This window comes from Streptomyces mayteni (assembly GCF_054783955.1).
Genome location: NZ_BAAGPR010000012.1, coordinates 80,335 through 98,322, shown reverse-complemented (window position 1 = coordinate 98,322; position 17,988 = coordinate 80,335). Strand labels below are relative to the sequence as shown.

Below are 17,988 nucleotides of genomic sequence, written 5' to 3'. Positions count from 1 at the left end.
CGATGACGGCGAGGCGTCGGGAGCGAACCACCCCGCGCTCTGGCGAGGGGTCAGACCGGGAATACCACTGCCTCCTCACCCTCCGGATCATCGGGCCCCCGGCCACCGCGGCCCGCCGCGAAGTCGTGGGCCGCCTCCTCCATGGTGACGTCCTCCCGGCGCCGCTCGGAGAGCACCAGCCGGTGTTCGAGCAGCTCGTGGTAGATCTGCGCGGTGTCGACGCTCTCGCGGAGCTCGCGCGGCATGGCACGGACCGCGGGCCGGAACACGTCGCGCACCCAGCGGTGGGCCAGCACCTCGGGGCGGGCGCCGAGGGGGTCGCCTGGCGCGTAGTCGTCCTGGGTGGCCATCCAGGTCTCCAGGTCCCGCAGCAGGCTGCGCGCCTGGTTCTCCTCGGCGTCGAGGCCGGTGAGGCGGATCAGCTGGCGCTGGTGGTGGCCGGCGTCGACGACCTTGGGCAGGAAGGTGACGGCGTCGCCGTCCGGGGAGCGCTTGATCTGCATCTCGGCGACGTCGAAGCCCAGGTCGTTGAGGCGCCTTATCCGCCGGTCGATGTGGTGGCGCTTGTCCCTGGGGTAGACGGAGGTGCGGGTCAGCTCGTGCCACAGCTCGCCGTAGCGCTCGCAGATCTCGTCGCCGAACGGCACCGGGTCGACCGAGGGGTGCAGGGAGCCGCCGGCCTCCAGGTCCATCAGCTCGCCGGCGATGTTGACCCTGGCCACCTCCAGGTCGTACTCGCGCTGTCCCCGGGAGAGGGTGGGCTGGATCTGGCCGGTCTCGGCGTCGACCAGGTAGGCGGCGTAGGCGCCGGCGTCGCGGCGGAAGAGCGTGTTGGAGAGCGAGCAGTCGCCCCAGGCGAAGCCGTTGAGGTGCAGCCTGACCAGCAGCACGGCGAGCGCGTCGAGCAGCCGCTTGATGGTGGTGGGGCGCATGGTCGTCTCGAACATGGACCGGTAGGGCAGCGAGCCCTTGAGCTGCCGGGTGATCAGCACCGGTTCGAGCGGCTCGCCGTCGGCGTCGTACCGGCCGGTGACGACGGCCACCGGGTCGACGGCCGGGATGGCAAGACGGTCGAGGTCGCGCAGCAGCCCGTACTCGCGGACCGCCGCCCACTCCCCCACCTCCTTGACCGCGACCACCTCGCCACCGGCCCGCGCGAACCGCACCACGTGCCGGGAGATGCCGCGCGGCAGCGAGACGAGGTGCTTCTCGGGCCAGTCGGTCAGCGGCACGTCCCAGGGCAGGTCGAGGAGCGTGATCGGGTGCTCGGGGTCGGTGGCGGTGATCTGCAGGTCCATGACCCCAGTCTGCGCCACGGCCCCCTGCGGTTTGCCGCTATGTCGACACAAAGTTTCCTGGCCGCCGCGGGGCCGCTACACGGCAGGCCGTGCCGCCTCCTCCGCCCCGGTCAGCCGCGCCGCGCGGCGCCCGCCGGCCACACCACATCCACCGGAATGCCGGCCGCACGCGCCTCGCCGACCACATCGGCGGTCTCCTCGGCCCGCATGCCCTCGTCTGTTCAGCGCGGGGCCGCGGCCCGCGTCGGCCGCACCATGGCCGTGAGGACCGGCCCGTCCGGCGAGGGCTGCTGGGAACTGATCTCGGTGTACCCCCACGACTCGTAGAGGGCCTTGACCTTGCCGTTCCCAGCCAGGGGATTGACCAGGAGCGTGACCTGTTCCTCCGGCCTGCCTTCGAGGAGCGCGTCATGAATGCGCCGAGCGATGCCCAAGCCACGCCAGGGAGGCCGCAGCATGATCTCCTTGAGCGCCATCGTGGGCTTGTCCGCGCAGCCTCTTGGCACCGGAGTCGCCATCCGACGCCACCAGCGGTCGTCTGACTCGATGGCGTTGCCGTAGGCGTATCCGACTGGTTCGTCGCCGTCGAACGCGATCAGCACTTCCCACCCCGGTTCGGACGCGTGCCGCGCGAGCCGTTCACCGAATCGCTCCACGGAGTAGTGCGGCAAATGGAGTTTGTCAGCTCGTACCTCGGCATACACCTCGATGAGGACGGTCCAAGCGGCGTCGATGTCGGAAGTGCGACGCAGTTCAACAGCGGTGGCCACGATCATTCCCTTCACGTCTCTCGGAAGTACTGATTCCAGGTACGGGCTGCCTGGGTTGAGGGAGCGGCGACGCGCAGACCCGTGTCGAACTCGCCCAGCATGCTGGTGATTCGGGGATGCTGGCCCGATGGCTCGTTGGGGATGGACATGGCGGTTGCTACGGCCCGGTCGACCTCGCCTTGTCCGAGTTGCGCCTGCGCGAGACGTGCTGTGGTGATGGCCCGCGAACGCTGCATCGCCGGCTTCAAGAGGGCCAGGCTGCGATGCGCGTGTGCTTCGGCGTCTTCGTAGCTTCCCAACGCCAGATGCGCTGCCACCGCGAGGCTTTCCAACTCGGCCTGGTCGTAGAAGGCGTTCATCCAGACCGGCCGGGACTCACCAGATTCAGCCCGTTGCAGAGCATCCTGAGCGTTGCCCAGGAGTTGCCGCACGGCTCGGGAGTCGCCTCTGAGCCCATGAATGGCCGCGTGCCGGGCGTGTCCCAGCGAGGCGAACATGGGATCTCGCCGCGTGAGAGTGGCGCGACGGGCCACGTCGTTCGCCGCCAACGCGTCTGCGGGGCGCCCAAGATGACGGTACAGACTTCCGGCGTGAGACCAGATCCGGAACTGGATCGTCGGCTCGCCCGACATGGCCGCGAGACTCGCGGCACGAGCGAAATGCCGTTGCGCCGCGTCGAAACGCCGCCCGTCGATCGCGGCCCACATGGCACTCGACGTGAAGGAGGCCGCGCAGGCGTACAGGGCCGCGCGAACGCGCTGGCTCGCGTTGCCGCGTTCCTGAAGCGTGAGGGCTTCTCCCGCCAGAGCCGCAGCCTGGGCTTCGATGGTCAGCTTGCCGCCATAACGATGATCGCTGGCGACGATGGCAGCGAACTTGGACAACAGCCGCTGCACGTCACCCGAGCCCACGCGTGGGCGGGCGGAATGGGTTGCACCTGCGGCATGAGCCATGGCCATGTGAGCGGATGTGCTGATGAAGCGGCGGCGAAGCACTGATGCCTCCGGGGGTGCCGGGCGCGAGACCTCGCGTGTGGGAGCGAAACCCAACTCGGTGACTGGGCAATTGAATACTGCCTCCAACGCGACCCTCTGCCTGCGATGCGGCCACCGTGTCCTGCCCGTCAGCCAATTGCGCACGGTCCGATCACCGACCGTCCCCGCGTGCCCGTCCGCCTGCAGGATCGCGTTCACCGCCTCGGCCAACTCCGTCTGCGTGAAGCCAGCTTCCGCCATACGCACTTTGAGAATGCTGTTACCGGCCACGCACTCAAGGTAGCCGCAGAGCCCCTGACGACCGAACCGCGCGCAGCGGAAATTTCCGGTTCGACGCCCTGCGCGCAGCGTCGATTGTTCCTGACAGTCCGTAGCGGCCGGTCGTTCACTGGCACAGGAAGCCGTCGTCACACCAGAGCCTCGGAGGTGCCATGCAGGCCGCCGCGGGAGTCGCCAGGGAACAACACGTGTACGGATGGTCGTTGGTCGCCCGTGCCCAGGAGATAGAGCTGTGGCGGCGGACAGTGGCCGACGTGTTCCGCGAATGGGACGCCTCACCGGCGGCCGTCGAGGTGGCGCGGCTCGGGGTCTCGGAGCTGCTGTCGAACATCATCCGGCATGTGGAGTGCCCGCAGTGCTATCTGCGGATCGTCCGCATCGGTGGTGAGGCCGTGGTCCAGGTCTTCGACCGGTCGTCGGAATTTCCGGTCGTCGGCAGGCCGGAATGGGACGCCGACTCCCGTCGTGGACTGTGGCTGTTGCGCGAGATGGCCGACCGGTTCGGGTGGGAGGCCACCCATCCGCGCGTCGGCAAGATCGTCTGGTTCGCCTGCCGGCTGCGGGAGGTGTCGTGATGACACGCTTTCTCTGGCTGGACCTCACGCGGAAGTGCCAGCTCAGCTGCGTGCACTGCTACAACGCCTCGGGGCCGGACGGCACCCTCGGCACCATGAGCCGCTCGGACTGGATCGACGTGCTGGACCAGGCCGCCGGCTGCGGCGTACGACACGTCCAACTCATCGGCGGCGAGCCCACCCTGCACCCGCACGCCGCGGAACTGGTGGACCACGCGTTGGCCATCGGCCTGGCGGTGGAGGTGTACAGCAACCTGGTGCACATCACCGACGCGTGGTGGCGGCTGCTCCGGCAACCGGGCGTCTCGCTGGCGACCTCGTACTACTCGGACCAGGCAGCCGAGCACAACGCCATGACCCGTCGCCCGAGCCACGCGCGGACCCGGGCGAACATCGAGAAGGCGATCCGCCTGGGAATCCCACTGCGGGTTGGCATCGTCGCGGCCGACGAGGCCCAGCGGGTGGGCGAGGCGCGGTCGGAGCTACAGGGCGTCGGGGTGACGACGATCGGGGTGGATCACGTTCGCCCCTTCGGGCGTGGAGCCTCCGAACGCGCGCCGGACCCGAGCGGGCTCTGCGGTCGATGCGGGGATGGCAGGGCCGCCATCGGCCCGGACGGTGAGGTCTCACCCTGCGTCTTCTCCGACTGGCTGACGGTGGGAAACGTCAGGGCCGCCCCGCTGGCGGCCATCCTCGACGGCGCACTCATGACCGATGCCACCGCCACCATCCGCAGGGCGGTCCGGCCCGAGAAGTGCGCCCCGGATCAGCGCTGCTATCCCGATCAGACGCCCTGCTACCCTGCCCAGACGCCCTGCGCCCCGAAGGGGGATTTCCCCGTTCCCTGTCCGCCTGATCAGGGGGAATGCAGGCCCGGTTATCCCAGTGATCCGTGCGGCCCTTTCCGGTGAGAGATCTCATGACAGACGGTATGCCCCCCGGGGTTGAGGCGTTGATTCATCCGTACACCGGACGCGTGCACGAGTTCCGACCCATCAGAGACGAAAAAGAGCCAGGCCTCACGGCTGCCCTGGAATGCGAGAAAGGGCCGGTCTTCATCAAGGCGGAGCCGAACCACGGCTGGCGGCGGGAATCCCTCCTGCGCGAGAAGCTGGTCACGCCGCTCGCGCGGCCGTTGTCCGCCGCGCTCCTCTGGGACGCGGAGGACGGGGAATGGATCGTTCTCGGCTTCGAGGTACTGGCCGGGAGGCCGGCGGACTTCTCGCCGGGGTCACCAGACTTGGCGACGGTCGTCGAACTCGTCGACGGCATCGGATCGGTGACACCTCCGCAGGCGGCGCGAGACTGGGCCGAGACCCGGTGGGACCGCTTTGTCACCCAGCCGTCGGAGACCGAATTCCTCCGGGGGAACGCGCTGCTGCACGCAGACCTCCATCCGGAGAATCTGATCGTCGGCGAACAGCGTGCCTGGGTGGTGGACTGGGGATGGCCCACTCGGGGAGCCGCGTTCATCGATCCGGCGATGCTCGTGGTGGACCTGGTGGCGGCCGGGCACAGCCCTGCGGCGGCGGAGTCATGGGGCGCCCACTGCGCGGCCTGGCGGGACGCGAACCCGGAGGGAATCGATGCCTTCGCCGCCGCCACGGTGCGGATGTGGCAGGAGATGGCAGACCGCAGACCGGACAGGCAAGGCCGGCGGGCGTTCGCCGAGGCCGCTGAGACCTGGGCCCGACACCGAGGCATCACGGTGGCGCCGGTCCGGTAGGGGGACGCGCTATCCGCGTCGGCGGAGTCCTGGGCAGCCCGCTGGGCCGAGGGCCTGGGCTGTTCATCGGGGCGTCACCGTGGCGCCGTAGGCATCGCGGCTTGCCTGTACCTCGACGTAAAGGTTTACCTTCGGGAGGTATGCGGATCGGTGAGCTGGCGAAACGCGCGGGGACCACGACGCGGACCCTGCGCTACTACGAGTCGCGCGGGCTGCTGCGGGCCCGGCGCGCCGCGAACGGCTACCGCAGCTACGACGAGGACGACCTGCGGCAGCTACGGCAGATCCAGACGCTGCGGGACTTCGGCTTCGAGCTGGAGGAGACCCGGCCGTTCGTGGACTGCCTGCGGTCCGGCGAGCCGGCCGGGGACGTCTGCCCGGCCTCGCTCGCGGTGTACCGGCGGAAGCTGGCCGAGCTCGACGAGTACATGGGGCGGCTGACTGCGCTGCGGGCGACGCTCGGCAACCAGCTGGCCGCCGCCGAACTGGCGGCCGGGGCCCGGGTGCCGGGCGGCCCGGCGCCGCGCTGCGAACTGATCCACCACGATCACGACCACGACCACGACGAGGAGCACCTGTCATGAAGCAGACCGAGGCCGTGCCGGCCGTCACGGACGAGACGTTCGACGCCGAGGTGCTGGCGGCGTCGTCCGAGGTGCCGGTGCTGGTGGACTTCACCGCCGACTGGTGCCCGCCGTGCCGGATGATCGCGCCGGTGCTCGACGAGGTGGCGCGGGAGGAGGCCGGCCGGCTGCGGGTGGTCTCGCTCGACGTGGACCACAACCCGGCCACCGCGGCCGCCTACGGGGTGATGTCCATGCCGACGCTGATGCTGTTCCGGGCCGGCGAGCCGGTGCGGTCGCTGGTCGGCGCCCGCCCGAAGCGGCGGCTGCTGGCGGAACTGGCGGACGAGCTCCCCGCCTAAGGCCCGTTCAGAAGTTGATCAGTGTGGCTTGTGAGGGGGTTGGATTGTCATAGCCGTCTGTCACGATCGCAGCGGTCCGGGAAGGGTTTCTGGACCGTCGCGGCAGGGAGTGGTGGATGACAGGCAGTTCCGGATCATGTGAGCAGGCTGCACGGCCCGAGGACCTGAGCCGGTTTGTCGTGGAACGGCTGAACGCGGGCGATGTGGACGGGCTGGTGGCGCTGTACGAGCCGGACGCGGTGCTTTCCTTGCCCGATGGTCGGGTTGCCACCGGCAGTCAGGAGATCCGGGAGGCGTATGAGCAGCTTGTGGCCGACAGGCCCGCGTTCGTGCCAGGAGAGCAGCAGCCCACGCTTCGGCACGGCGACTTGGCGCTGACGTCGGTGCGTCTGGCGGGCGGTGGGGCCACTGTCGAGGTCGCCCGGCGGCAGCCGGATGGCACCTGGTTGTGGGTGATGGACCAGCCCAGAGTCCTTTGACGGTCTCCGCCGACCTCCAAGCTTGGGATCTGGGGACGATGACCAAGATGTGGGGCGAGGGGATCTTTCTGATGAGCGGTGGTGGGTGCTGGAGTCGTTGCTGCCTTCGCTCGGCATAGGTCGCAGCTGGCCCGGCTGTCGGCGACTGGTGGACGGTGTGCGGTGGCGGGTTCGGACCGGAGTTCCGTGGCGAGACCTGCCGGTCGGGTACGGACCGTGGCAGACGGCGTATGGACTGTTGCGGAGATCTGGCGTGAGCAGGGACAGAAGCCGTTGTCGCCGCGGATCACCGCCGGGCAGCGCGGTGACAGTCACTGGTTCGAGCCGGTCCTGAACGCGATGGGGGTGCCCCGGCCCGGTGTCGGTCGGCCGAGAAGCCGCCCGCCGCGGGTGCGAGGAGTCTCAGGCAGCACCGGGCCGTGGCGACCCGGTTCGACAAAACTGCGGTTCGGTTCGAGGCGACGGTTCAGGTCGCGGCGATTCATCAGTGGCGATGAACCCTCAGTCTGCCGTCGTGCCATTGCCGCGGAGCGGTGTGTACGGGTTGCACCTTCCGTAGCGGCATGTGGTCCGGTGGACTCACGTCCCGATCCGTTGAGGAAAGGTCCCTGCTCATGCATCCGTCGTTCATGCCACCCCGCCAGGTCAAGATCGGGGACGCGGCGGCCTTCGCCGGCAGTACGCCACGGGCGATTCGCCACTACCACGAGATCGGCCTGCTCCCCGAGCCTGAGCGGGGCGGCGATGACCGCCGCCGCTACGGGTACGAGGACATGATCCGCTTGCTGTGGATCCGCAGGATGGCCGACGCCGGGATCGCCCTGGACGACATCCGTGACGCCTTCACCACTGACACGGCTTCCGCCGGTGCGGACAGCCGAGAAGGTATCGCGGGCATCCTGGAGCGGCTGGAGGAAACCCTCGCCGAGCAGGAGGCGGAACTGCGGCGGCAACGGACCGCCGTGCAGCGGATGCGCGCGGAAGGCAGCCGGATGGGCCTGCTCTCCGACTTCGTCACCGAACGCCTCAAGAGCCTGCCCGAGGGCTCCCTGCGTCAGGCGGACCTGGACACTCTGCTGGTCACCGAGCGGATCTTCGGCCCGCTCGGCGCGGCCGTCCAAGCCACCCGCTTCGTCGCCCTGGCCACGCATCCCACTCTGCGGGAGGATTCCGACCGCGTCGATGACGCCGAGGAGGCGCTCGATGACAACGTCGCCGTCGATGATCCACGGGTGGCTCAGGTGGCCGTCGAGCGACATGCCTTCGAAACAGCCTTGCAGGCCGTCATCGAGGAGTCCGGCCTGGACAAGGAGGACGAGGCCCTCTTCGATGCCTGGGACACCTTGCACCCCGCCACCGCCGATGACGGCGAGGACGAGGTCGACCTCAGCTCCGGCAGGCGGGCGGCTGACTCGATGAGCGCGTTCGAAGCCATCGGCAAGATGCCCTACGACTTCTCCCCAGCCCGCCTGCGCTGTATGGAACTCGCGGAAGAACTATCCGCCCAGGACTCACCCGCTACCCAGAACACGGTCTAGCCCGCGCTGGCCGCCAGGCCGAGGCGGGTGGCCAGCGCGAAGGCGTTGTCCATCGAGCCCATGGTGGCCGCACGCCGGCCGACCAGGTCGAAGGCGGTGCCGTGGGCCGGGGTGCAGATCGGCACCGGCAGGCCGCCGGCGATGGTGACGCCGCCGTCGAAGCCCATCAGCTTCATCGCGATCTGGCCCTGGTCGTGGTACATGGTCAGCACGCCGTCGAAGTCGCCGGCCCGCGCCCGCAGGAAGATGGTGTCGGACGGGAACGGCCCGGTGGCGTCGACCCCGGCGGCGCGCAGGTCCTCGATCGCCGGGGCGATGATGTCGATCTCGTGCCGGCCGAAGCGGCCGCTCTCCCCCGCGTGCGGGTTGAGCGCGCAGACCCCGATCCGGGGCGCGGCGATGCCGGCGCCGCCGCGCAGCACGGAGTCGAGCAGCCGGCCGGCCGCGGCCACCCGGTCGCGGGTGATGCCGGCGTCCACCTCGGCGATGGAGACGTGCGAGGTGACGCGGGAGGTCCAGAGCCCGGGCAGCACGTTGAGCTCGGAGGTGAAGCCCTCGACGCCCAGCACCACCTCGAACCAGCGCAGTTCGTCGCTCTCGGCGAGGCCGGCCAGGTGGAGCGAGGACTTGTTGAGCGGGGCGAAGAGGATGGCGTCCACCTCGCCCTTGGCGGCCAGGTCGAGGGCGACCCGCAGGTTGTCCATCGCCCAGCGCCCGCCGGCCTCGGTGGCCTTCCGGCGCTCGAACTCCCCGGCGGGCCGCCTGGCGCCGCCCGTGACCAGCAGCGGCCGGCCCTCGGTCGGCGTGGTGACGTAGTCGACAGCGAGGCCCGAATCGGCCTCGGCGAGGGCGAGTTCGGCCGGGTCGGAGATCAGCAGCAGGTCGGCGGTGGCCGTGGTCTCCGGCTGGGCGAGCAGCCGGGCGACGAGTTCGGGGCCGATGCCGGCCGGGTCGCCGAGGGTGACGGCGACCCGGGGGCGGGGTGTGGCGGGGGTCATGTGGTGCCTTTCGTGCGTCAGGGGGTCAGTTGGCCGCGCGGGCCGGGAGCCGGCGGCGGAGGGCTCGGCCGGCGGCCGGGCCCGCGACCAGCACCAGGGCGAGGACGAGGACGGTGACGGCGATCGGGCTGCGCAGCAGGAAGAGGCCGTCGTCGCCGCCCAGCGCCGAGGTCTGCACCAGCGCCTTCTCGAAGAGCGGGCCGATGACGAGCCCCAACACCAGAGGCGCCATCGGGAAGTTGAGGCGCTTCATGGCGTAGCCGACGAGGCCGAAGAACAGCACCACCCAGACGCTGAACATGCTGCTCTTGACCGAGTAGGCGCCGAGGATGCTGGTGACGATGATCAGCGGGTAGAGGAACGCGTACCGGATGCGCAGCAGTTGGGCGAAGACCGGGGCGAGCGGCAGGTTGAGGAGCAGCAGCATCAGGTTGCCGAGGAAGAAAGAGACCAGCAGCCCCCAGACCAACTCGGGCTGGGTGTCGAAGAGTTGTGGCCCCGGCTGGATGCCGTAGACCAGGAAGGCACCGAGCAGCACGGCGGTGGTGGCGCCGCCCGGCACGCCGAGCACCAGGGTGGGGATGAAGTTGGCATTGGAGGCGGCGTTGGTCGCGGCGTCGGGCGCGACCACGCCCTCGATGGCGCCCTTGCCGAGTTGCTTGCGGTGCCGGGAGAACTTCTTCTCGGCGCCGTAGGCCATGAACGAGGCGAGCGTGGTGCCGGCGCCCGGCAGGCAGCCGAGCAGGAAGCCGACGACGGTGCCGCGGGCGACCGGCGCGGCGGAGCGCCGCAGGTCCTCGCGGGTGAGCATCAGCTCGCGGAACCTGGCCCTGATCGGCGGGGCCATGCCGATGTGCAGCTGGTTGAGGAGCTCGCCGATGGCGAAGAGGCCGATCATGACCTCGACGAAGGGCACGCCGCCGTAGAGGTCGATCTCGCCGAAGGTGTAGCGGGCGGTGCCGCTGCCGACGTCCACGCCGACGCAGCCGACGAGCACGCCGAACAGGCCGATGGCCATGCCGAGCGCGAGGTTGCGTCCGGAGAACACCACGATGGTGCAGAGGCCGAGGATCATCACGGCCAGCATCTCGCGCGGCCCGAAGTCGAGGGCGATCTCGGCGAAGAACGGGGCCAGTGCCATCAGTGCGACGAGCGAGACCATGGCGGCGACGAAGGCGCCGAGGGCCGAGATCGCCAGGGCGGGCCCGGCGCGGCCCTTGCGGGCCATCTGGTAGCCGTCGAGGGTGGAGATCACCGAGGACGCCTCGCCCGGGGTGGCGATCAGGATGGCGGTGATGGTCGCGCCGAACTGGGCGCCGTGGTAGATGCCGGCCAGCATGATCAGGGCGGTCAGCGGCGGGAAGGTGAGGGTGACCGGGATCAGGATGGCGACGCCGGTCGCCGAGCCGAGCCCGGGCAGGATGCCGATGATGGTGCCGAGCAGCACGCCGACGAAGCACCACAGCAGGTTGTCGGCGGTGAAGGCGGCCTCGAAGCCGGTGCCGAGGTTGGCGATCACTGGGCGCTCCAGACGGCCGGGTCGAAGACGCCGAGCGGCAGCGGGACGCGCAGCACGACGACGAAGATCAGGTGGGCGACGGCGTAGGTGGCGCCGGCCACCAGCAACGACCTGAGCGGCGGCTGGCGTTCGACGACGGCGGCCAGGAACAGGGTCATCAGGGTGAGGGCGGGGAGCAGCCCGAGCAGCGGGATGGCGAGGGCGGTGACCACCATGGTGGCGACGACGGCCAGCAGCTTGCGGCGGACCAGGCGGCGCTCCTCAGGGGTGTGCGCGGCGTCCTCGACGACCAGCCCGTCGCCCTCGAGCGCCGATCCGACGCGGATCTCCTGGCGGACCAGCACGAGGCCGAGCAGCAGCAGCGCGAGCCCGGCGACGCGGGGCAGGGCGCCGGGGCCGACGGCGCCGTCCTCGGGGTTGGTCCAGTGGTAGTCGAAGGAGAGGGCGAAGAACAGCGCGCCGACGGCGGCCAGCACGCCGTAGGCGACGACCACGGGCCGCCGGACATCGGGGTTCACCGGTAGACCTCCCGCATCCGGTCGTCATAGGTCTCGAGGTAGTCGGCGAACTCGTCGCCGCTGCGGTCGGCCGGGATCAGCAGGTCGTCGGCGAGGTAGTCGCGGTAGGTGTCGGACTCCATGGCCCGCTCGATCTCGGCTATCCAGTAGTCGCGTTGCACGTCGGCGATGCCGCCGGCGCCGAACACCCCGCGCCAGACGGTGACCTGGGCGTCGATGCCCTGCTCGCGGGCGGTGGGCACCTCGCCGAGCACCGGGTCGTCGTAGCGCTCGGCCGTCATGGAGCAGAGCGGCACCAGGTCGCCGCTCTCCAGGTAGGGCTTGACGGAGGCGGCGCTGGCCGGCGCGAAGTCGACCTGGCCGCCGAGCAGCCCGGTCATCACCTCGCCGGTGGAGCCGTAGGGGACGGTGTCGAACGAGCCGCCCTCCTCGGTGAGTTCGGAGACGACGAGCGAGTCGGCGCCGGTGCGGCCGCTGGAGCCGACGACCACCCGCCCGCTCTCGCTGGCCTCGATCACGTCCTGGCAGTCGGTGAACTCCGAGTCGGCGGGCGCCACGACGACGCGGGAGTCCTCGGCGAACATCACCAGGGGCGTGAAGTCGCGGTAGGTGAAGGGCACGTCGTAGACCAGCGGCAGGGTGTTGAGCGCGGTCTCGGCGACCAGCAGCGTGTTGCCGTTGCCCTGTTCGGCGAGGAAGGTGGCCCAGCCGACGGCACCGGAGCCGCCCTCCTTGTTCTCGACGTTGACGTCGAAGCCGGCTTCGAGCTCGTTGAGGCCCTGCGCGATGACGCGGGCCGAGCGGTCGCTGCCGCCGCCTGGCGCGAAGGCGACGACCATCGGCACCGAGCCGCGTGGCGTCCAGTCGTCGGGGACGGGTGGGGTCGTGTCGAGGACCGAGCACGACGTGAGACACAGAACCAGTGGTGCGCTTGCGACGCCCAGCCGTCTGCGCAGCGGTGACGTCATCGTCAGCCTTCCTGCAACATCCGAGATCCTATGGGATATCGGAAGACGGTAGGGCGTGCCGGGGGGACTGACAAGACTCGTGCGGATATCAGTTCACCGGCGGTCGGCGGCGCGGGGGCCCGGCGAGGCCCTACGCTCTACCGGTGACTCCACCCGTGCTCGACGCCGACCGGCTGCGGCTCCGCCCCTTCACCGGCGCGGACATCGACTGGGTGCACCGGGTCTCGCTCGATCCCGCGCTGGCGCGCTTCATCGACCTGCCGTCGCCCTATCTGCGGGAGCACGCCGCGTACTTCGTCGAACGGCTGGCGGTCGAGGGGTGGCGGTCCGGCACCCGCGCCGAGTTCCTGGCCGAGGACGCCGTCACGGCCGACCGCCTCGGCCGGGTCGGGCTGCACCTGCGCGGCGACGGCACGGCGGAGATCGGCTTCTGGGTCGCCCCGGCGGCCCGCGGCCGCGGCGTGGCCCCGACGGCGGCGCGGGCCGTCTGCCGCTGGGCGTTCACCGAACTCGGCCTCGACCACGTCGAGTGGCGCGCCGAGGTGGGCAACGACGCCTCCCGGCGGGTCGCGGAGAAGGTCGGCTTCCGCGTCGAGGCCACGCTCCGCCGCCGCCTGGTTCACCGGGGCGAGCGTGTTGATGCCTGGGTGGGGTCGCTGCTCCCCGCCGAGCTGCGGTGACCGTTTCCTTCAAGACGGCGCCGGCCCCGGCGGCCTAACGTCCCGGCCATGGACAGCCTCACCACCGACACCCGCCACCTCGCCACCCGCGTGGCACGCCCCGCCGCCGACGTCTACGCCTTCGCCTCGAACCCCGCCAACCTGCCCGCCTGGGCGGCCGGGTTGGCCGAGGGCATCACCGAGATCGACGGCCGCTGGATCGCCGAGTCCTCCCTCCTGGGCCGAGTCGAGGTCGTGTTCGCCCCCGCCAACGAGTTCGGCGTCCTCGACCACGACGTCACGCTCCCGACGGGCGAGACCGTCCCCAACCCGGTCCGGGTGATCCCGGACGGCCCGGCCGCCTGCGACGTGCTCTTCACCCTGCGCCGCCGACCGCACATGACCGAGGCCGACTTCGACCGCGACACGGCGGCCGTGACCGCCGACCTGGCCACGCTGCGAAGCCTGTTGGAACGGCGTCAGGGCGTGCCGCCCAACGCGACCAGCTGATGCGCCACGGTCCGCCAACGCGCGGCGCGGCATGCTGTACCCATGGACCCCGATCTCCCCACCGTGAACGTGAGGTTGTGGCGCGCAGACGCCATCGTGCTGTTCGAGTGGCTGATGACCACGGACCTCGACGCCGTGCCCGTTCGCCATCCGGCGGAGAAGCAGGCGTTGGCGGACCTGCTGAACAGACTGGAGTACGCCGCCGACACCGATCTGATGAGTTCGACCGAAGAGGAGATAGCCGCCGCGCGGGAGGAGGTCGCCAAGGACATGGGGTGGTGACCTTGGCTGGCCGTCCGGCCATCGTCACCGCGCCAGCTCCTTCCGCATCACCGTGCACACCGTCTCGTAGCGGCGGACCGAGCCGTCCGGGGCCAGTTCGTTCCAGCCGTCGGGTTCGGTGGCGTAGGCGACGTAGCCCAGCCGCTCGTACAGCCCGCGGGCGCGGGGATTGTTCTCCTCGACGCTCAGTTCGGCCCGGCCGAGGCCGCGGGCCCGGACGCGGGCCTCGGCCGAGCGGATGAGCAGGGTGCCGACGCCGCAGGACCGGAGCGCGGGGAGGACGGTCAACTGCCACAGCACGCCGGCCCCTTCGCGGGCCCGGTAGTCGACGCCGCAGAGGCCGACCGGGAGGTCGGCAGGCGGGCACGCCACCAGGTAGTCCGCCTCGCCGCGTTCGGCGCGGTGCAACTCCCTCGCGATCGCCTCCAGATGAAGGGCCGACCCGGACCAGCCGCACCCGGCCAGGTCGGCCGTGGTCAGGTCGCGCACCGTGAGGTCCACTACGACGCTCTCCACCTCGTCACCTCCGGCCGCCCAGGATGGGCGCGGCGCCGCGGCGGGCGCAAACGGTTTGCCGCCGGGGCCGGCTCGGCTGGACGGCCGGTTAGACGGCCGGCTGGGGGCAGGTGGCGCGCCTGGCGGTCTGGCGGGCGCGGAGGCGTTGGGCGGTCAGGGCGAGGGTGCCGAGGGCCACGACCGTGAGGCCGTAGGCCAGGGCCGTCGGGCGCAGTCCTGCCGAGGTGGCGGCGAAGCCGGCGACGACGGCGGGGAGGCTGAAGGCGAGGTAGGCGATGACGAAGACGACCGCGAACAGTTCGCCGCGCTGGGCCGGCGCGGCGAGCCGGGCCAGGGTGCCGAAGCAGGCGAGGCCGCCGCCGCCGAAGCCGACGCCGGCCACGACGGTGCCGACCGCGGCCAGGGCCACGGTGTCGGTCTCGAGTCCGGTCAGGGACAGGGCCGTTCCGCCGACCAGCAGGGCGGCCGAGGCGTCGAGCAGCCGGACGGTGGACCGGCCGCGCAGCAGCAGCGCGGCGGCGGCTCCGGTGCCGCACAGCAGCGTGACGACGAGGCCGCCGACCAGGTGGCTCTCCAGCCCGAAGAGGCCGGCCGCGACGGAGGGGCCGAGCGAGAGGTAGAGACCGCCCAGGGCCCAGCTGGCGATCAGGATCGGCAGCAGGGCGTACAGGTCGGGGCGGATGGCGTGCGGCACGCCGAGGCGCGGGGCGAGCGAGCGCAGGGCGCCGGGGCGGCGGGCCGAGGTCTCGGGGAGGAAGAGCAGCACGACGGCCGAGAGCACCATGCCGGCCAGCAGCAGGGCGTAGACGAGGCGGGTGGGCGCGGGCGCGTACTCGACCAGCGCGCCGGTGCCCAGGGCGCCGACGGCCAGACCGCTGAGCGGGATCGCGCTGCTCAACGTGCCGGCGCGGCCGGGCGCGTGGGGTGGGTCGAGGTCGACGAGGGCCGCCCCGAGCGTGGTCATCGCGGCCCCGGTGGCGATGCCCTGGAGCAGCCGGGCGAGGAGCAGCACGGAGACGTGGTCGGCGGCGAGGAAGAGGCCGAGCGACGCGGCCTCCAGCGCGATCGCGCCCGCGACGACCGGGCGGCGGCCGACGTGGTCCGAGAGCGCGCCGACCACCAGGAGCGCCCCCAGCATGCCGAGGACGTAGACGGCGAAGACGACGGTGAGCGTGGCGGAGGAGAAGCCCCAGGCCTCCTGGTAGACGACGTAGAGCGGCGAGGGCGCGCTGGACGCCGCGGTGAAGAGGACGAAGATCGCGGCCACCGCGGCGAACGCCGCCGTGCCGCCACCGGGCCGGGCCGCGGGGCGCCGGGATATGTCGGGCATCCAAGCTCCATATTGCAGTGATCGCTGCGTTTGGTTCGGAGCGTAACAGCAAAAGCAGCGATCAGTGCAATAGTGGGGGTGTGGAGACCAACAGCAGCGAGACCACCGCGCGCCCCAGGCCGGGCGGCCGGTCGGCGCGGGTGCGGTACGCCGTGCACCGCGCCGTGACCGAGCTCCTGGCCGAGGACCCGGCGGAGTCGCTCACCATCCCGGTGATCGCGGCCCGGGCCGGCGTGCACGCCACCACCGTCTACCGGCGCTGGGGATCGGTGCCCGAGCTGCTGAGCGACATCGCCACCAGCCGGTTCAGCGGCGACGTCGTGGTGCCGGACACCGGCTCGCTGCGCGGCGATCTGGAGCGGTGGGTCGGCCAGGTCGCCACCGACCTGGCCGACCCCGACGTGCTCAAGCTGATGCGCGCGGCGGTCGGCACAGGACCCCTGGGCTGCGACGCGTGCGTGGCGGACCGGCACGCCCAACTCGCCGCGATCCTCGACCGCGAGCGGAGCCGCGGCGGCGCCGCGCCTGAGGTCGAGCGCACCGCCGACCTGCTGCTCGGCCCGCTCTACTACCGCGCCGTCTTCATGGACCGCCCCGCCGGCCCCGACTGGGCCCGGGCGCTGGTCGCCGGCCTCCTCGGCCGGTGACCCCGGTGAGCCCCGGTGAGCACCCGATGAGCGACTGGCGGACCAGAGCGGCCTCGACGGCGGACGTCGAGGCGGTGGCCGAGCTGCGCGCCGTGGTGCTGCGGACGGACCTGGAGCGGCTCGGCAGGTACGACGAGCGGCGGGTGCGGCAGCGCCTGCGGGACGGCTTCGTCCCCGAGCACACCCGGGTGATCGAGGTGGGCGGCGCGTTCGCGGGCTGCGTGGCGCTGCGGCCGGCGGCCGACGCCCACTGGCTGGAGCACTTCTACCTGTCCCCTGCCCTGCAGGGCGCGGGCATCGGCGGCGCCGTGCTGCGCGCGCTGCTAGCCCGATGCGACCGGGACGGCGTGCGGGTGCGGTTGAACGTGCTCAGGGGCAGCCAGGCCAGGCGGCTGTACGAGCGGCACGGGTTCGCGCTGGAGGCCGAGGACCCGGTGGACGTGTTCATGGTGCGCGAGCCCGCCCCGGCCGTCATGCCGGATTCCCGGTAGCCGCGCCTCAGTACGTTGCCCAGCGACGGAGTTTCTCGGGGTTGCGCACCACCCAGATGTGCGTGATCAGGTCGCCCGCGACCTCGAACGCGAACACCGACACGATGACGCCGTCCTGCTGGGCCACCAGGCCGGGCTGACCGTTGACCGAACGCTCGAGGAACGTCATGTCGTCGGGCCTCCGGCGGGCGATCTCGACCCAGGCGTGCGCGACCCGCTCGCCGCCCTCGATGGGACGCGGGAAGGTCGTGGCGAGGCCGCCGCCGTCGGCGACGGCCGTGGCGTCGGGGTCGAGCAGGCCGACGAGGGCGTCGATGTCCTTGGCCTCCCAGGCGCGCTTGAAGTCCCTGACGACGCGGGCGCCTTGGGCCACCGGAGTCGCACGAGGCCGCGAGGCCCGGATGCGGCGGCGGGCCGAGGAGGCGAGCTGGCGGCATGCCGCCGGGGTACGGCCGACGATCTCGGCCACTTCGGCGAAGGGGTGGCAGAAGACGTCGTGCAGGATGAACGCGACCCGTTCGGCCGGGGTCATCGATTCGAGCACGACCAGAAACGCCAGGGTGACCGACTCGTCCAGCGTGACCCGGTCGGCCGGGTCGACGGCGGCACCGCCCGGCCGTCCGCCGATCCACTCCGTGTGCTCGGGCAGCGGCTCGGGAATCCATTCGCCCACGTAGGTCTCCCGCCTGGCCCGTGCCGAGCCGAGCAGATTGAGGCAGACGCGGCTGGTGACCGTCGTCAGCCAGGCCCCCGGGGACTCGACGGCGTCCCGCCGCTCCCTGGACATGGCGTACCAGCGGGCGTACGCCTCCTGGACGGCGTCCTCGGCCTCGGCCAGGGAACCCAGCAGCCGGTAGGCGAGATTGATCAGTTGACGCCGCTCGCCCATGATCGCGTCCGGGCCCGAATCGGGCCGGCCCTGTCCTGGCACGGATGGGGAGGTCATGGTGCCGAAGCTCCCTGGG

General features: G+C 71.3%; 22 protein-coding genes and 1 pseudogene. 13 read left to right on the top strand and 10 right to left on the bottom strand.

From position 1 onward, the window contains the following. Positions 1 to 50: 50 nt before the first annotated feature. The 3 genes from ACYVPE_RS08575 to ACYVPE_RS08565 form a co-directional block, all read right to left on the bottom strand. Positions 51 to 1,298 carry a DUF4032 domain-containing protein gene (locus ACYVPE_RS08575; protein ID WP_461032834.1) on the bottom strand — a complete coding sequence of 416 codons (1,248 nt, stop codon included), beginning with the start codon at positions 1,296 to 1,298 and terminating at the stop codon, positions 51 to 53. A gap of 221 nt (positions 1,299 to 1,519) precedes the next feature. Beyond that, positions 1,520 to 2,074 carry a GNAT family N-acetyltransferase gene (locus tag ACYVPE_RS08570; protein ID WP_461032833.1) on the bottom strand — a complete coding sequence of 185 codons (555 nt, stop codon included), beginning with the start codon at positions 2,072 to 2,074 and terminating at the stop codon, positions 1,520 to 1,522. A gap of 5 nt (positions 2,075 to 2,079) precedes the next feature. After that, the gene (locus ACYVPE_RS08565; protein ID WP_461032832.1) at positions 2,080 to 3,333 is read right to left on the bottom strand and encodes an XRE family transcriptional regulator; all 1,254 of its coding nucleotides are present in this window, start codon (positions 3,331 to 3,333) and stop codon (positions 2,080 to 2,082) included. A 161-nt stretch (positions 3,334 to 3,494) separates the two neighbouring features. On the opposite strand from ACYVPE_RS08565, the gene ACYVPE_RS08560 reads away from it, so the two are divergent. The 8 genes and pseudogenes from ACYVPE_RS08560 to ACYVPE_RS08525 all read left to right on the top strand — a co-directional run bounded on the left by ACYVPE_RS08560 (position 3,495) and on the right by ACYVPE_RS08525 (position 8,585). Further along, positions 3,495 to 3,917, top strand: coding sequence for an ATP-binding protein (locus ACYVPE_RS08560; RefSeq protein WP_461032831.1), 423 nt, complete (start codon positions 3,495 to 3,497; stop codon positions 3,915 to 3,917). Further along, positions 3,917 to 4,828, top strand: coding sequence for a radical SAM protein (locus ACYVPE_RS08555; protein WP_461032830.1), 912 nt, complete (start codon positions 3,917 to 3,919; stop codon positions 4,826 to 4,828). Before ACYVPE_RS08560 ends, ACYVPE_RS08555 begins: the two co-directional genes overlap by 1 nt. A 65-nt stretch (positions 4,829 to 4,893) precedes the next feature. After that, positions 4,894 to 5,643: a hypothetical protein gene (locus tag ACYVPE_RS08550; protein ID WP_461032829.1), complete on the top strand. Its 750-nt coding sequence runs from the start codon at positions 4,894 to 4,896 to the stop codon at positions 5,641 to 5,643. Between the two features lie 140 nt (positions 5,644 to 5,783). Next, positions 5,784 to 6,227, top strand: coding sequence for a MerR family transcriptional regulator (locus ACYVPE_RS08545; protein ID WP_461032828.1), 444 nt, complete (start codon positions 5,784 to 5,786; stop codon positions 6,225 to 6,227). Further along, positions 6,224 to 6,568, top strand: a complete 345-nt coding sequence (gene trxA, locus ACYVPE_RS08540; RefSeq protein ID WP_461032827.1) for a thioredoxin — start codon at positions 6,224 to 6,226, stop codon at positions 6,566 to 6,568. Before ACYVPE_RS08545 ends, trxA begins: the two co-directional genes overlap by 4 nt. A 116-nt stretch (positions 6,569 to 6,684) precedes the next feature. Continuing rightward, positions 6,685 to 7,047, top strand: a complete 363-nt coding sequence (locus ACYVPE_RS08535) for a YybH family protein (RefSeq protein WP_461032826.1) — start codon at positions 6,685 to 6,687, stop codon at positions 7,045 to 7,047. Positions 7,048 to 7,096: 49 nt separating this feature from the next. Continuing rightward, positions 7,097 to 7,279 (top strand): annotated as a pseudogene (locus ACYVPE_RS08530) (transposase); the annotation flags it as partial. 382 nt (positions 7,280 to 7,661) lie between these two features. After that, complete coding sequence (locus ACYVPE_RS08525; protein WP_461032825.1) at positions 7,662 to 8,585, top strand: MerR family transcriptional regulator; 924 nt, start codon at positions 7,662 to 7,664, stop codon at positions 8,583 to 8,585. Here the strand turns inward: ACYVPE_RS08525 and ACYVPE_RS08520 are convergent. The 4 genes from ACYVPE_RS08520 to ACYVPE_RS08505 are packed head-to-tail and all read right to left on the bottom strand — an operon-like array spanning position 8,582 to position 12,588. Beyond that, positions 8,582 to 9,583, bottom strand: a complete 1,002-nt coding sequence (locus ACYVPE_RS08520; RefSeq protein ID WP_461032824.1) for a 4-hydroxythreonine-4-phosphate dehydrogenase PdxA — start codon at positions 9,581 to 9,583, stop codon at positions 8,582 to 8,584. The two genes, ACYVPE_RS08525 and ACYVPE_RS08520, sit on opposite strands and share 4 nt — an antisense overlap. A 25-nt stretch (positions 9,584 to 9,608) precedes the next feature. Beyond that, positions 9,609 to 11,102, bottom strand: coding sequence for a tripartite tricarboxylate transporter permease (locus ACYVPE_RS08515; RefSeq protein WP_461032823.1), 1,494 nt, complete (start codon positions 11,100 to 11,102; stop codon positions 9,609 to 9,611). Then, positions 11,099 to 11,620: a tripartite tricarboxylate transporter TctB family protein gene (locus ACYVPE_RS08510; protein ID WP_461032822.1), complete on the bottom strand. Its 522-nt coding sequence runs from the start codon at positions 11,618 to 11,620 to the stop codon at positions 11,099 to 11,101. The genes ACYVPE_RS08515 and ACYVPE_RS08510 overlap by 4 nt, the downstream gene beginning before the upstream one ends. Continuing rightward, the gene (locus tag ACYVPE_RS08505; RefSeq protein ID WP_461032821.1) at positions 11,617 to 12,588 is read right to left on the bottom strand and encodes a tripartite tricarboxylate transporter substrate binding protein; all 972 of its coding nucleotides are present in this window, start codon (positions 12,586 to 12,588) and stop codon (positions 11,617 to 11,619) included. Before ACYVPE_RS08505 ends, ACYVPE_RS08510 begins: the two co-directional genes overlap by 4 nt. A 143-nt stretch (positions 12,589 to 12,731) precedes the next feature. Between ACYVPE_RS08505 and ACYVPE_RS08500 the strand changes: the two genes are divergently transcribed. Genes ACYVPE_RS08500 through ACYVPE_RS08490 form a run of 3 tightly spaced genes read left to right on the top strand, consistent with a single transcriptional unit; the run spans position 12,732 to position 14,039 of the window. Beyond that, complete coding sequence (locus ACYVPE_RS08500; RefSeq protein WP_461032820.1) at positions 12,732 to 13,268, top strand: GNAT family N-acetyltransferase; 537 nt, start codon at positions 12,732 to 12,734, stop codon at positions 13,266 to 13,268. A gap of 48 nt (positions 13,269 to 13,316) precedes the next feature. Then, positions 13,317 to 13,757 carry an SRPBCC family protein gene (locus ACYVPE_RS08495; RefSeq protein ID WP_461032819.1) on the top strand — a complete coding sequence of 147 codons (441 nt, stop codon included), beginning with the start codon at positions 13,317 to 13,319 and terminating at the stop codon, positions 13,755 to 13,757. 42 nt (positions 13,758 to 13,799) lie between these two features. Beyond that, positions 13,800 to 14,039 carry a hypothetical protein gene (locus tag ACYVPE_RS08490; RefSeq protein ID WP_461032818.1) on the top strand — a complete coding sequence of 80 codons (240 nt, stop codon included), beginning with the start codon at positions 13,800 to 13,802 and terminating at the stop codon, positions 14,037 to 14,039. A 24-nt stretch (positions 14,040 to 14,063) separates the two neighbouring features. On the opposite strand, the gene ACYVPE_RS08485 is transcribed toward ACYVPE_RS08490, so the two are convergent. Next, positions 14,064 to 14,555, bottom strand: coding sequence for a GNAT family N-acetyltransferase (locus ACYVPE_RS08485; RefSeq protein WP_461032817.1), 492 nt, complete (start codon positions 14,553 to 14,555; stop codon positions 14,064 to 14,066). 88 nt (positions 14,556 to 14,643) lie between these two features. Further along, a complete protein-coding gene (locus ACYVPE_RS08480) occupies positions 14,644 to 15,885 on the bottom strand; it encodes an MFS transporter (RefSeq protein WP_461032816.1) in 1,242 nt (413 codons plus the stop codon). Positions 15,886 to 15,965: 80 nt separating this feature from the next. On the opposite strand from ACYVPE_RS08480, the gene ACYVPE_RS08475 reads away from it, so the two are divergent. Together ACYVPE_RS08475 and ACYVPE_RS08470 are read left to right on the top strand one after the other, a co-directional pair. Beyond that, positions 15,966 to 16,532, top strand: coding sequence for a TetR/AcrR family transcriptional regulator (locus tag ACYVPE_RS08475; RefSeq protein WP_461032815.1), 567 nt, complete (start codon positions 15,966 to 15,968; stop codon positions 16,530 to 16,532). A 26-nt stretch (positions 16,533 to 16,558) separates the two neighbouring features. Beyond that, complete coding sequence (locus tag ACYVPE_RS08470) at positions 16,559 to 17,023, top strand: GNAT family N-acetyltransferase (protein ID WP_461032814.1); 465 nt, start codon at positions 16,559 to 16,561, stop codon at positions 17,021 to 17,023. A gap of 7 nt (positions 17,024 to 17,030) precedes the next feature. Here the strand turns inward: ACYVPE_RS08470 and sigJ are convergent, their stop codons facing one another. Continuing rightward, positions 17,031 to 17,969 carry an RNA polymerase sigma factor SigJ gene (gene sigJ, locus ACYVPE_RS08465; RefSeq protein WP_461032813.1) on the bottom strand — a complete coding sequence of 313 codons (939 nt, stop codon included), beginning with the start codon at positions 17,967 to 17,969 and terminating at the stop codon, positions 17,031 to 17,033. Positions 17,970 to 17,988: the final 19 nt, after the last annotated feature.